The sequence below is a fragment of the Pseudoalteromonas sp. 11L1 genome, assembly GCF_055397545.1.
This window is the reverse complement of the sequence record NZ_AP041141.1, coordinates 1,319,430-1,333,380: the sequence shown is the minus strand read 5'-3', so window position 1 is coordinate 1,333,380 and position 13,951 is coordinate 1,319,430. Positions and strand designations below refer to the sequence as shown.

The 13,951-nt window shown below is 40.5% G+C and carries 13 protein-coding genes; 4 read left to right on the top strand and 9 right to left on the bottom strand.

Annotated elements, in window-relative coordinates; all coding sequences use genetic code 11:
- Positions 1–239: 239 nt before the first annotated feature.
- Positions 240–1,211: a zinc transporter ZntB gene (locus ACZ5WS_RS06130; RefSeq protein ID WP_138608437.1), complete on the top strand. Its 972-nt coding sequence runs from the start codon at positions 240–242 to the stop codon at positions 1,209–1,211.
- Between the two features lie 66 nt (positions 1,212–1,277).
- On the opposite strand, the gene rraB is transcribed toward ACZ5WS_RS06130, so the two are convergent.
- The 9 genes from rraB to ACZ5WS_RS06085 form a co-directional block, all read right to left on the bottom strand.
- Complete coding sequence (rraB, locus tag ACZ5WS_RS06125) at positions 1,278–1,613, bottom strand: ribonuclease E inhibitor RraB (protein WP_008110603.1); 336 nt, start codon at positions 1,611–1,613, stop codon at positions 1,278–1,280.
- Positions 1,613–2,326, bottom strand: coding sequence for a 1-acylglycerol-3-phosphate O-acyltransferase (locus ACZ5WS_RS06120; protein ID WP_178956564.1), 714 nt, complete (start codon positions 2,324–2,326; stop codon positions 1,613–1,615). The genes rraB and ACZ5WS_RS06120 overlap by 1 nt, the downstream gene beginning before the upstream one ends.
- Positions 2,327–2,482: 156 nt before the next feature.
- On the bottom strand, positions 2,483–4,780 hold the full coding sequence (parC, locus tag ACZ5WS_RS06115; RefSeq protein WP_010391560.1) for a DNA topoisomerase IV subunit A: 2,298 nt from the start codon (positions 4,778–4,780) through the stop codon (positions 2,483–2,485).
- 10 nt (positions 4,781–4,790) lie between these two features.
- Positions 4,791–5,885: a PQQ-dependent sugar dehydrogenase gene (locus tag ACZ5WS_RS06110; protein WP_464711155.1), complete on the bottom strand. Its 1,095-nt coding sequence runs from the start codon at positions 5,883–5,885 to the stop codon at positions 4,791–4,793.
- 32 nt (positions 5,886–5,917) lie between these two features.
- Entirely contained in the window at positions 5,918–7,807 is a 1,890-nt protein-coding gene (parE, locus tag ACZ5WS_RS06105) for a DNA topoisomerase IV subunit B (protein ID WP_024600809.1), read from the bottom strand.
- Between the two features lie 20 nt (positions 7,808–7,827).
- Positions 7,828–8,391, bottom strand: coding sequence for a YqiA/YcfP family alpha/beta fold hydrolase (locus ACZ5WS_RS06100; RefSeq protein WP_010391565.1), 564 nt, complete (start codon positions 8,389–8,391; stop codon positions 7,828–7,830).
- Positions 8,376–9,161 (bottom strand): metallophosphoesterase, encoded by a 786-nt coding sequence (locus ACZ5WS_RS06095; protein WP_464711153.1) that lies wholly within the window; start codon positions 9,159–9,161, stop codon positions 8,376–8,378. Before ACZ5WS_RS06095 ends, ACZ5WS_RS06100 begins: the two co-directional genes overlap by 16 nt.
- Positions 9,148–9,606 carry a DUF1249 domain-containing protein gene (locus ACZ5WS_RS06090; RefSeq protein ID WP_198523676.1) on the bottom strand — a complete coding sequence of 153 codons (459 nt, stop codon included), beginning with the start codon at positions 9,604–9,606 and terminating at the stop codon, positions 9,148–9,150. The genes ACZ5WS_RS06095 and ACZ5WS_RS06090 overlap by 14 nt, the downstream gene beginning before the upstream one ends.
- A 30-nt stretch (positions 9,607–9,636) precedes the next feature.
- Complete coding sequence (locus tag ACZ5WS_RS06085; RefSeq protein WP_464711151.1) at positions 9,637–10,263, bottom strand: NUDIX domain-containing protein; 627 nt, start codon at positions 10,261–10,263, stop codon at positions 9,637–9,639.
- A gap of 205 nt (positions 10,264–10,468) precedes the next feature.
- Here ACZ5WS_RS06085 and tolC point away from each other — a divergent pair, with 205 nt between their 5' ends.
- The 3 genes from tolC (at position 10,469) to ACZ5WS_RS06070 (ending at position 13,731) form a co-directional block, all read left to right on the top strand.
- Positions 10,469–11,827: an outer membrane channel protein TolC gene (gene tolC, locus ACZ5WS_RS06080; RefSeq protein ID WP_138608421.1), complete on the top strand. Its 1,359-nt coding sequence runs from the start codon at positions 10,469–10,471 to the stop codon at positions 11,825–11,827.
- A 370-nt stretch (positions 11,828–12,197) separates the two neighbouring features.
- Positions 12,198–13,121: an LpxL/LpxP family Kdo(2)-lipid IV(A) lauroyl/palmitoleoyl acyltransferase gene (gene lpxL, locus ACZ5WS_RS06075; protein WP_464711149.1), complete on the top strand. Its 924-nt coding sequence runs from the start codon at positions 12,198–12,200 to the stop codon at positions 13,119–13,121.
- Positions 13,122–13,158: 37 nt separating this feature from the next.
- Positions 13,159–13,731, top strand: a complete 573-nt coding sequence (locus ACZ5WS_RS06070) for a toxin co-regulated pilus biosynthesis Q family protein (RefSeq protein ID WP_138609258.1) — start codon at positions 13,159–13,161, stop codon at positions 13,729–13,731.
- Positions 13,732–13,951 lie beyond the last annotated feature (220 nt).

The following is a 13,951-nucleotide window of genomic DNA, read 5'->3' as shown; positions in this document are numbered from 1 at the left end:
TTAGTAAAAAAGTGTTTTATACGCTACCGCTAATAAAACACCAGCAAAATAAATTCATCCACTCGATAAGTCGATTTGATTGATCTTTTAAGTTTACTCGGTTAACAATGCCCTCTAATGTGTACACTTAACCATAGGCTAAAAAATAACTTTTTGTTGCTTAACTCTTCAAAGTAAAGCTAAGTTAAATACACTACAGTAAAACTGTATTAAAAATATACTATTTATGAGAAATTATTATGATTAACGGCTTACTTCATGCGCTTATTCTTGATGAACAAGGCGGCGCTCGCCCAATAGAAAACAGTAAACAATTACATCAATGGCAACCTACTGATGGAAAACTGTGGGTACATATGGATTACAGTCAAAAAGAAGCCGTTGATTGGTTAAAAAACTGCGGCCAATTAAACGACTACGAACTTGAATCACTTACCGCAGATGAAACACGCCCTCGTATTACTCCTACAATGAATGGCCATATGCTGTTTTTACGTGGAATCAATTTAAATCCAGCGCAAAGCCCTGAAGACATGGTGTCTATTCGCTTATTTATTAATAAAGATGTGGTGATCACTACCCGTAAGCGCCGATTATTGTCAGTGCAAGATATTTTAACCTCGTTGAATAATAATGAGGGGCCTAGCAGTATTTCTGAACTAGTGTGTAGCTTAGCGCAAAAGTTAACTTCACGTATGCAAACGGTAATAGATGAACTAGATGAAAGCTTAGATGAGTTTGAAGAAGAAATTGATGAGCCTAGTAAAAAGTTTGATAACCAGGGCTTGTCGCAACTTCGCCGTCAAACAATCGCGCTAAAACGGTACTTAAAACCACAAAAGGAAGCGCTCAGCAACATGGTTAATAATCATTACTCGTGGCTGTTTGACGATGATAAAGCCAAGCTAAATGAAACCACCAATTTACTTATTCGCTATTTAGAAGAGCTCGATAGCTCAATAGAGCGTGCACTCGTTATTCAGCAAACCATTACTAACCAAGTGTCTGAGCAATTAAATCAGCGTATGTATGTGATGTCGGTGGTGGCTGCTTTATTTTTACCACTGGGATTTTTGACTGGGTTATTGGGGGTCAATGTTGGCGGTATTCCTGGCACAGACAGCCCCTATGCATTTACTGCATTTGTGGTGTTTTTGGTTGTTTTGACTGGTGGGATTGGTATTTACTTTAAAAATAAAAAGTGGCTGTAATTACAACGCAGATCTAACAGCACAAAAAAGGCGAACATAATTGTTCGCCTTTTGCATTGGTAACCCTTACTCTTGAAAGTAAGTGCCCCAACCGTCGTATTCTACGTCGCATTCAACAGCAAGTTGTGCAAGCTTATCAACGTCTTCCATTATAACGTCAACATCTAATTCGGCTTCAACAACAATGTCAAAACTCCAAATCTTTTCGCCGTCTTCAAGCTCAAGTTCTGCTGGCTCTTCTACATCGTAACCTAGTTTAAACGCAGCAAGTGCAGCTTGTTCTAACTTAGTAAAATCTTCACATACAAAGTGGTGTTCTACTTCATAAAGAATTTCCGGATCGGAACCATCTTCAAGTAATGAAGTTACGATGTCTTCACTTATTTCACGCCAGTTTTCCATTATTTCTCTCTCACTTGAGCATCTAATTCTGTTATTTTAGCAGCCATAATGCTGTGCACACTTTTAGCGTGCTCACGGGCACTGATACTGTTATCAAGTGCTATGGGGGCTAACATTTCAATGTAAATTGTACCATTATCCCAGCGATTTAGTTTAATGGTTTTATCGGTTGTGTTCATACATACTGGCACAACAGGTACCTCTGCACTCATTGCTGTATGAAACGCACCGGTTTTAAAAGGGAGTAAACCACGACCATAACTACGCGTCCCCTCAGGGAACATCCACACCGATAAGCCTTTTTGTTTTATTTTAGCCGCTGCTTTAGAAATAGTGCCTGCCGCTTTAGAGCGATTTGCTCTGTCGATTAAAATATTACCCGACAACCAATAAAGCTGACCAAAAAATGGGATCCACTTCAGACTTTTTTTGCCAACACTCACACAATTTTTTGGCACCATGGCTGGAACAGTAAATAAATCATAGCTATTTTGGTGATTCGCTACATACACAGCAGGCCCCACCTTAAGCGCATCGGGATGATATTTTAGTTCTAATTTAACCCCAAGCATTTTAGCCATTGAACCAAACCAACTTGCAATAACGTGCACATTATTAGGATGAAATGGTCTAAATATTGATAATAACAAACCAAAAAAACAACTTAACAATATAAACAACAGCATTATTAAAATACGTATAACAGCTAGCAAATGCGCCTCTCCAATATAACCACAATCATGTATTGCTCTATTATAACGTTATTTTGTTGCGTAGACGAGAAAATAGCGCACAAGCGTGCGCTGAAATAAAACAGTCATAAAAAAACGGCTTACCTAGGTAAGCCGTTTTCTAATTTGATCTTAGGATTAACTTGGCTCTGCGTCTGAGCTTGGTTCATCTACTTGCTGCGGTGTTAACTCTACCACAGCTTCATCAACGCGCTGTAAGCCACGAGGTAACTTATTCCCCCTGCGCCCTCGCTCACCATGATAGTGCTCAAGGTCGCTTGGTTTAAGGGTCAGCTTACGTTTACCTGCATGCAGCGTAACACTACTGCCTTGTGGTACAACAGCTAATACTTTTACAAACTCTTCGCGGGCTTGCACTTTCGCACCCGGAATAGAAATAATTTTATTGCCCTTACCCTTACCTAGCTTAGGGAGGTCTCGCAGTGGGAATAACAACATCCGCCCTTCGTTAGAAATCGCCATACAGTAGTCAGTAGCCACGTCGTTAACGCGAATTGGCGAAAGTAACACACCACCTTTTGGCACACTCACTAACGCTTTACCGTTTTTGTTTTTACTCACTAAATCTTTAAAGTCAGTAATAAAGCCATAACCAGCGTCGGAGGCCATTAACAACACTTGAGCGTCTTCACCCATAACTACATGCTCAAAGCTGGCGCCCGAGGTTAAGTTAAAGCGCCCTGTCATTGGCTCGCCTTGGCTTCGCGCTGAAGGAAGACTATGAGCATCAGTAGCAAATGCACGCCCTGCTGAATCTAAAAATACCGCTGGTTGATTACTTTTACCTCTCGCTGATGCTCTATAGCCATCACCAGCGCGGTAATTTAATCCTTCCACATCTAAGTCATGACCCTTACCAACCCGTGCCCAGCCTTTATCTGATAACACCACGGTTACTGACTCTGATGGTATTAAATCTTTTTCGCTTAGTGCTTTAGCTTCTACACGCTCAATCACAGGCGAGCGGCGATCATCACCATACATTTCTGCAGCTTCTTGAATTTCTTTTTTCAATAAGGTCGACATGCGACGGTCTGAGCCCAGTGTTTGCTCTAATTTGTCACGCTCTTTCGCCAATTCATCTTGCTCACCACGAATTTTAAACTCTTCAAGTTTTGCCAAATGGCGAAGTTTTAATTCTAAAATGGCTTCTGCTTGAATATCTGTTAAATCAAAGCGCTCCATCAATATTGGTTTGGGCTTATCTTCAGAGCGGATGATTTCTATAACTTCATCAATATTTAAAAAGGCAGCTAGTAAACCTTCTAAAATATGTAATCGTGCCAGCACTTTATCAAGTCGATATTGCAAGCGACGACGTACCGTTTCGCGTCTAAAGGTTAACCACTCTGTTAAAATACTCCGTAAATCTTTAACCTGTGGACGGCCATCTAAGCCGAGCATATTTAAATTTACGCGGTAATTTTTTTCAAGATCGGTGGTGGCAAATAAGTGTGCCATTAATGGCTCAGCTTTAATTCGGTTTGAACGCGGCACAATCACAATGCGGGTCGGATTTTCATGATCAGATTCATCACGTAAATCGGCTACCATTGGCAACTTTTTAGCATTCATTTGCGCTGCAATTTGCTCAAGTACTTTTGCACCCGAACATTGATGCGGTAACGCAGTAATAACTATATCGCCTTGCTCTTCACAATACACAGCGCGCATTTTAATTGAGCCACGGCCAGTTTTATAAATTTTGTGAATATCAGCTTTTGGCGTAATTATTTCAGCATCAGTTGGGTAATCTGGCGCATGTACTAAATCCAGTAACTCTTCGAGCTCTGTTTTTGGTTTATCAAGTAATAAACAACAGGCACTGGCTACTTCACGCACATTATGCGGCGGTATATCGGTTGCCATACCTACCGCAATACCGGTGACACCATTAAGTAATATATGCGGTAAGCGCGATGGCAATACTAAAGGCTCATCCATGGTGCCGTCGAAGTTTGGCGTCCAATCAACGGTCCCTTGGCCTAACTCTTTAAGTAATACTTCAGAGAATTTAGATAAACGCGCTTCAGTATAACGCATTGCCGCAAACGACTTAGGATCGTCAGCTGCACCCCAGTTACCCTGACCATCAACTAACGGGTAGCGATAAGAAAACGGCTGCGCCATAAGTACCATGGCTTCATAACAGGCACTATCACCATGAGGATGGTATTTACCTAATACATCACCCACGGTACGGGCTGATTTTTTGTATTTAGCACTTGCCGATAACCCCAGTTCACTCATCGCATAAATAATACGGCGCTGAACGGGTTTTAAGCCGTCACCAACGTGCGGTAAGGCACGATCCATGATCACGTACATTGAATAATTTAAATAGGCGTCTTCGGTAAAACGCCCCATTGTTTGCTGTTCAATTCCTTGCATTAGCAAGGTATCTGTATCACTCATTAAAGCTTACCTAGTTTTTCTTATAGCTTACGCGGTAAATTACGTTAGCGTAATCATCGCTTACCAATAGACTGCCATCATTTAATTGTGCAAATGCAACAGGGCGTCCAAATGTCGTTTCGTCTTGCATAAAGCCGGTGATCAGTGGCGTATATTTAGTTACTTTGGCATTTTCTATGGTTGCCACAGCCACTTTATAACCAACCTTTTCAGAGCGATTCCATGAACCATGCTCAGCAACAAATAACTGTTGTTTGTAGCTATTTGGGAACTGTTTGCCGGTATAAAAATGAATACCCAATGGCGCAACATGCGCCCCCAATGCCAATGCAGGTTGAGTGTAATCAGCAATATTTTTGCCTTCACCAAACTCAGGATCAACAATAACGCCACCATGCACGTATGGAAAACCAAAGTGCTCTTCTTCCTTAGTAATGCGGTTTAGCTCATCAGGTGGAATATCATCCCCCATCATGTCGCGGCCGTTATCGCTAAACCATAGCATTTGCGTACTAGGATGAAAGTCAAAACCCACCGTATTACGTACACCTTTGGCTAAAGTCGTTATTTCTTTGGTATCGGTATTTAACGAAAAAATACGGCCAAAGCGAGCATCTTCCTCACAAATATTACACGGTACGCCCACGGGAATTATCAGCTGGCCGTTTGGTGCAAAGCGCAAAAACTTCCAACCATGGTGACGCTCTGACGGTAAATCGCTATAAAACACTTCATACTCAGGATTTTTGAGGTGTTTATCGATATTTTTAAAACGGATAATCCGGTGCACTTCACCAACATATAAGTCACCGCCTTTAATTGCTAAACCCGAGGGCATATTTAATCCCTCTGCAATCACTATTTTTTTATCTGCCACGCCATCGCTGTTATGGTCAATCAGTGCATACACATTGCCCGCTTTACGAGACCCTGCATACACAATACCTCGGCTTGATACTGCAATTTGCCGTGCATTTTCAACATCATCAGCAAATAAGCTGATTTCAAAACCTGGTGCAGCGGTCAGCTTGTCGAGTATATTTTTCGCCATCACTGGCGATGATATTAAGCCCAGTAACAACAGTGTGCTAAATAATTTATTCATTTGCCTCTCCTGTTTTAAAGCCCAAAGGCTTATTAAACTTGTGCCTTATTACCATGATCCTCTAGCCATTGACGGCGATCTGATGAGCGCTTTTTAGCGAGTAGCATATCCATCATTTCCATTGTTTGCTGCTCCTCATCAAGAGTGAGTTGCACTAAACGACGAGTATTAGGGTCCATAGTTGTTTCACGCAATTGTAGCGGGTTCATTTCACCCAAACCTTTAAAGCGTTGTACGTTTACTTTGCCACGTTTTTTTTCTGCTTCTATGCGCGCTAAAATACCGGTTTTTTCATCTTCATCCAGCGCGTAGTAAACATCTTTACCAATATCAATTCTAAATAACGGTGGCATAGCAACATACACATGGCCAGTTTTAACTAATTGTGGGAAATGGCGTACAAATAAGGCACACAGTAAGGTGGCAATATGCAGTCCATCGGAGTCAGCATCCGCTAATATACATATTTTATTGTAACGTAGTCCCGACATATCGGTTGAGTCAGGGTCAATACCTAGCGCGACTGAAATATCGTGCACCTCTTGAGAGGCCAAAATTTGCCCTGATTCAACTTCCCAAGTATTTAAAATTTTACCTCTTAGCGGCATAATTGCTTGGAACTCACGATCTCGCGCTTGTTTAGCTGAACCGCCTGCTGAGTCACCCTCTACTAAAAATAATTCCGTGCGGTCATTATCAGCAGCACTACAATCGGTCAGTTTGCCTGGTAATGCTGGGCCTGATGTAACTCGCTTACGTACTACTTTTTTAGCCGCACGTAAGCGACGCTGTGCATTTGAAATACATAGTTCAGAAAGTAGCTCTGCGGTGTCAGTGTGCTCATTTAGCCATAAGCTAAAGGCATCTTTTACTACACCCGATACAAACGCAGCACATGAACGTGATGAGAGTTTTTCTTTGGTTTGCCCTGCAAATTGTGGGTCTTGCATTTTAACCGACAACACATAACTACAACGTTCCCAAATATCATCTGGGGTGAGCTTTACGCCACGTGGTAATAAATTTCTAAACTCACAAAATTCACGCATCGCCTCTAAAAGCCCTTGGCGCAGACCATTTACATGGGTGCCCCCTTGCGCGGTAGGAATTAAGTTTACATAACTTTCGGCTATCGACTCACCACCTTCAGGCATCCATACTACCGCCCAATCAGCGCCTTCAATAGAACTTGAAAACTCACCCACAAATGGGTCTTTAGGTAGTATTTCGTAACCTTTAACGGCTTCAATTAAGTAATCTTTTAAGCCTGTTTCATAAAACCACTCTTGGGTTTCTTTCGTTTGTTTATTTACAAACTTAATACGCAAGCCTGGACATAAAACCGCTTTAGCTTTTAATAAGTGATTAAGCTTAGTCAAAGAAAAATTAGCAGAGTCAAAATAGCTGGTATCTGGCCAAAAACGTACCGTAGTACCAGTGTTGCGTTTACCCACTGAGCCAATAACATTTAAATCTTCAACTTTATCGCCATGCTCAAAAGCCATTCTAAATTGCTGCGCATCACGGCGAACCGTTACTTCCACGCGGGTAGATAGCGCATTAACAACCGAGATACCTACGCCATGCAAGCCACCAGAGAATTGATAGTTTTTGTTTGAAAACTTACCGCCGGCATGCAGCTTAGTAAATATTAACTCAACTCCTGGAATACCTTCTTCTGGGTGAATGTCAATTGGCATACCTCGGCCATCGTCACTCACCTCAAGCGAATTATCTTCATGTAAAATGACATCAATACGTGTTGCGTGCCCAGCCATTGCCTCATCAACACTGTTATCAATAACCTCTTGGCCTAAATGGTTTGGCCTTGTGGTATCTGTATACATGCCTGGGCGGCGTTTTACCGGCTCTAATCCATTAAGTACTTCAATGGCTTCGGCGTTATAATTTTGTTGAGTCATAGTTTTTATCTTTATATACGCTAATATCTGATTTTAAGAAAATCGACAATGCTTGAAAAAGCTCTCTCAAAGCCATTAAAGCTATGATCGCCGCCAAATTCAATTAACTGTTTACATTGTGAGTAATACTTTATTGCGTGCTGAAAATTTAACACTTCATCCCCTGTTTGCTGTAATAAATACAACAGCTCAGGGTGTTTTAACTCTGTCACCGTTAATGCTTTTAACGCATCTATATGACGAGATTGTAATTGGTAATTATAATCTTGATACGGATTATAATTAGGCCCAAGTATAGGCTCTAATAATGTATATGGGGCAACGGCAGGATTAATTACCACCGCAGGAATTTGATAACGCTGCGATAAATACGTGGCAAAAAAACCACCAAGCGAGCTGCCCAATAATACGGTATTCGGTGTTAATAGTTGTTCAAGCGCTATAATAGCCTCTACAGGCTCATGATTTAAGCGCGGCACACAATAATCAACATCATAGTGTGCCATAAGCTCACCAAAGCGCACAGCTTTATATGATTTTTCAGAGCTATTAAAACCGTGAATATAAATTACCCGTTTAACCATAACACGTCCGAGTGTATGTGCAGCTGTTGTTGCTCAGCATTTAAATACAGCATGCGATAAGCTGACCCTTTATTTTCTTGCTGCCAAGTCTCACTGTGTTTACTAAATTGCACGCAACTTGCAGGAGTGGCGTACACATTAAGCCCTCTAAACTGCTGTTGATAGTCATTATGGACATGCCCATGAAACAGCGCATCAACGCGGCCATTATTAACTAATAAATTTAATAGTTGCGGCCCATTTTCTAGCATATGTTTATCTAGGTAACCATTAATAGGCAATGGGTTGTGATGACAAAATGCAATGTGGCGATTGCTTGAATTAACTAAGCACGCCATAATTTCATCCAAATGTGTGGCGCTAACCCACCCTGCTGGTGTATCACCTTTAGAGTTAATTAATATTAGCTCAATTCCTTGTGCCACTATGTGTTTAGCGTGTTGTATTTGTCCACCACTAATTAAATTAAGCTGTTCAATCTCATCATGGTTACCAGGCACCCAAAATACAGGGCAATCAACGTCACTATTATGAATAAGTTCTGCAAATAATAAATACGAATTAAAGCTGTGATCTTGTGTTAGGTCTCCACCAAATATCAACGCATCCGGCTGCTGCTTTGCTATATCAGCTAATGCTTTAACAAAATGTTCTGCTGTATTAACGCCAAAGTATTCAGCATCTTTATTACTAAAAAGGTGGCAATCAGTTAGATGTGCAATTCGAAGCGTAGTTTGTTCAAAATAATAAGTGTCATCAAACCAAGCCATTATTTACATCCCAATTAAGTGTTGATTGACCTTTTTCAACACACGCTACTAACCAATCATATAAAAAAGCATTTAACTGATACTTTTCATCTTTTTGATGCATTTTTGGGTTAGGGTAACCATATGAAGGCTTTATTCGTTGGTGGTAGTCATGATGAACAATTTCAGCCACCTTCGCATCATTGTACAAACGTACCGTTAAATACAACGGAGCAATGCCAACGAGCATGCCATTTAACTGTTTAATAGACACATCGAGTGTGTATTTGGCACTATCATCTATGTGAATTGCAAATTCACTGTGGCCTAATTTAATTTCTCTTACATTGCCAATCACTCGATCATGAGGCAGTAATTTTAAAAGGCGTACGTAATTGTGCTCACAAAGCGTTAAATACTTTGGAAGGCTTTGAATGTACCGATTAGTGGTTAAAATTGCTGTCAAAATACCGCCATTACTATTAAAAATTAAAAACTATGCCCACTTTTTACGTATCTTAGCGCGATTTAGCGCTAACCATTGCAAGCTAATTACGGTAGCGGCATTATCTATTTCACCACTATTAAGTCGCTGCTGTGCTTCGTCTACGTGCATAATATGGGTTTTAATATCTTCACCTTCTGTTTCTAACCCATAAATGCCAGTACTCATTTGGCTTAAATCGGCGTGAGCTAAATATAAGAACAAACGCTCTGTAGTACCGCCGGGGCTTGAAAGGTAAGACAGCATAAACTCAAGTTCTGTTAAATTAAGCCCTGCTTCTTCAAACGCTTCTTTTTTAACAACCGCTTCGTAATCTTCACTGTCATCGGTCATACCCGCTATACATTCTAACAGCCAAGGCGTATGTTTGCTTTTAATTGCGCCAATTCGAATTTGTTCTATGAGCAATACTTGCTCAGTCACTGGATCATAAGGTAATACCGCGACCGCATCGCCACGCTCTAAAATTTCTCGACGAATAACCTCAGACTCTCCACCAGCAAACAAGGCATGCTGAAATTGATAAAGGTTTATTTTAAAAAACCCCTTATACAAATTTTCAACCGGTTTTAATCTCACATCATCATGGGTAAATTGAGTACGACTTTTATTCGCCATGTTTTTTATTTCCTTTTTGAAAGCGTAGATACATCAACGCCTTGATTGCCAGCCCCATTAAAACGCTAAATTGAGCGAATGAGGCGTGTTAGGTATATATTCTGTTACACTTGAGAACGTTGTTTTACTAATTTTTTTTTTAGTTATTAAGTAAAACAGGTTAACATGCCTGTAGTACAAAAATTGTCTAAGGACCGAACATCACATGAAAAAGAACATCCTTGCAGCACTGGTTAGTTTATCATGCGCATTGGGCTCAACCGTAGCCAATGCTGAAGATTTACTTCAAGTTTTTGAAATCGCAACAGCCAACGATCCTACCGTTTTAAAAGCAAAAGCCCAAGCTGATGCTCAATCATACCAAAGCGATCGCGCTATGAGCGCATTATTACCGCAAATTGGTTTGACTATGGGTTATACAAAGTCTGACTCAACTTCCTTCAGACAATCTGAAGATTTATCTTCTATTAATAAAATTAATTCTGAAAGCGACGAGTTTTCTCGTGGTATTAGCTTAAGCCAAACGTTATTTGATTTAGGCGCATGGAATTCATTAGGTATAGCCGACAAACAAGCACTTCAAGCAAGCGGTCAATACGACTTTGCTAAGCAAAACCTAATTGTTCGTGTTGCTGAGGGTTATTTTAACGTACTTAGCGCTATTGATAACCTTGAATTTGTACAAGCTGAAAAACGTGCCATTGAGCGCCAACTTGAACAAACTAAACAGCGTTACGCTGTAGGTTTAACAGCTATTACCGATGTACATGAAGCACAAGCACAATTTGATAACTCAGTAGCGCAAGAGATCATTGCTAATAATGCGGTAGAAACAGCCCGTGAGCAGCTACGTGAGATCACTGGTAAGTATCACGCAAAGCTTGATATGTTAAACACCAAAACGTTTTCTACTGTTAAGCCAAGTACGCCTGCAACTGATTTAGTTAAAATAGCTAAAGACAAAAATTTAAATCTGCAGGTATCAAAAATCACGGTTGATATAGCTAAAGAACAAATTGAACTCGCAAAAGCAGGTCATTATCCAAAACTAACGTTAAATGCTAGCTACGGCGACTCATTGACAGATAGCGAGTCAAATGGCGTTAGTTTTGACGATCAACCTCGTTCAGATTCTAGCTCTATTGGACTAAACTTTAGCGTACCACTTTACTCAGGTGGCGCAACGGTTGCTGCAACAGATCAAGCACGTGCATTTTACGTTGCTGCTAGCCAAGATTTTGAAACCGATTATCGTGCAGTAACTCGCTCTGTAATTACTTCTTACAATCAAGTGGTATCTGACATTGCGACATTCAAAGCGCTTGAGCAAGCGGTTATCTCAGCAGAAAGCGCATTAAAAGCCACTGAAGCGGGTTTTGAAGTAGGTACACGTACAATCGTTGATGTACTGATCAGTACGCAAAACTTGTACAATGCAAAGCGTAATCTTGCTGATGTGCGTTATCGTTATGTTGTATCAACGCTTCGCTTAAAACAAGCGACAGGAACATTAAGCCGTGAAGATTTAGTGGGTATAAACCAAGGTTTAAATACTGTTAACTAAGCAGACGACTTCATTATAAATAATCACTAAAGCCAGCTTTTTGCTGGCTTTTTGTATTTTTTAACACATAGCGTTAAACTAGGGTCTGTTGACCTTTCAAGGTTAAATTTGCAGCAGCCTGTTTGGTATTAAGGCAAGGCAGAGCCTATGTGGTGTGGTTATTCCCCATTAATAGGCGATAACGCCGCATTAATGCCAAACAGGCGCTGCCCGAAGGGTTCTGCCTAGGGGCAATTAACTCTTTGTTGCTCGGTTTTTACTTAGCCCTAGGTTACAAACCTCGCGCCGCGATTAAATTGCCCCTAGTTTGAACAAATATTAATCCGCAAAGGTCAACAGACCCTAGCCTTTTATTTTTAGAGAAATTTTTGTGGTTAACTCATCCCCTTTTAAAACCTCTTTTTTAGGTCCTCGTTACTGGCTAACCTGGATTGGCGTTTTGTTTTTATATCTCATTTCTTGGTTACCGCAAAAACTACAATTAGCTATGGGTAAGCAGCTAGGACGCTTGGTTCATAAATATATGAAGCGTAGAAGGCATATTGCTGAGGTTAATATTAAACGCTGTTTCCCCACAATGAGCGAAGCCGAGCAACAACAACTGGTACTTAAAAATATGGAAAATACCGGTATTGCCATGGTTGAAACCGGTATGGCTTGGTGGTGGCCACAATGGCGGGTCAAAAAAGTACTCGGGTCAATAAAAGGGCTTGAGCACTTTGAGCGCGTACAACAATCAGGAAAAGGTGTTTTATTACTTGTTCCACATATACTTCATCTTGAAATGACAAGTCGTGTAATGGGTTTGAAGTGCCAAGGTATTGGCTTTTACCGCCCGCATAACAATCCGCTTATGGAATACTTTACCACCAATGGACGTCTTCGCTCTAATGAATACATGGTTGGGAAAAAAGACGTAAAAGGATTATTAAAATCATTAAAAAATAAAAAGCTGTGTTATTACTTACCCGATCAGGATTATGGCCGTAACCGCTGTGAGTTTGTGCCTTTTTACGCAGTACCCGATACAGCAACAACCACTGGTACACTAATGTTTGCAGGTAGTAAAAACTGCGAAACAATGAGCTTAATTACTTACAGGGATAACAACGGAAAGTATCACTTAGAAATCGTACCTGAGCTTGAAAATTTCCCAAGCGGCGATGATAAAGCCGATGTAACACGTGTTAATCAGCGCATGGAGCAATCAATAAATGCCGCCCCTGAACAATATATGTGGTTGCATAGACGTTTTAAAACACGCCCAGATAAAGACGCTCCATCTTTTTATTAAAGATGGGTTATTAAAATAACAAAGACGAGTAACAGCCATGTGGTTTTGGATTAGATATATACTTTTAGCTTTATTGTTAATTGGTGCAGCCATTTACTTTTTACTAAATGGTACATCGTCGCTCAATTATCAACAAACCACTAATGCTGCGGCTGAGGGATTATCGCGGTTTTATGCATCAATTAGAGATAGGATTACTACCGATAAAGACAATGACAAATTTGTAATTGAACTCGAAAAACCCGATCTTAGTCTCGACAGAGCGCTAAACCAACGCTCTTTTGTAGTAGAACCCATGCCTTTAAATTGGAGTGGAGAAGTAGGCCCGCGTCGCTTTCAACCTGATTCAACCTTACGTACCGTTCTTACCCAATATGCTAATAACGAAGGGGTTACATTATTATGGTACTTAGATAAGGATTACGTTGTTAAAGATCACTTTCGAATCGATAGCAGTTTTAATTCCGCTTTATACCGCGTTAGCCGCTCTATTAATGATGACTTTTCAAATGAAGTATATGCATTCTTTTGCCCTAAACAACGTGCAGCGGTAATTACCGAGCTACCGTCTGAATTTGTACGTACACACTGTTTAAAGCTAAGTAATTAACTAGGGTCTGTTGACCTTTCAAGGTTGAATTTGCAGCAGTCTGTTTGGTATTTAGGCAAGGCAGAGCCTATCTATACCCAAGTTGCCTTAATCTGCGAGTTTCAGTTGGAATTAAAAGCTATTTTGACAAGGCATTGATTGAAAATAATGGTTATTCCCTTGTTAAAATCAATAACGCAGTATAAATAGCTTTTAAACCAACCCGCAGGGCGTTTCACAG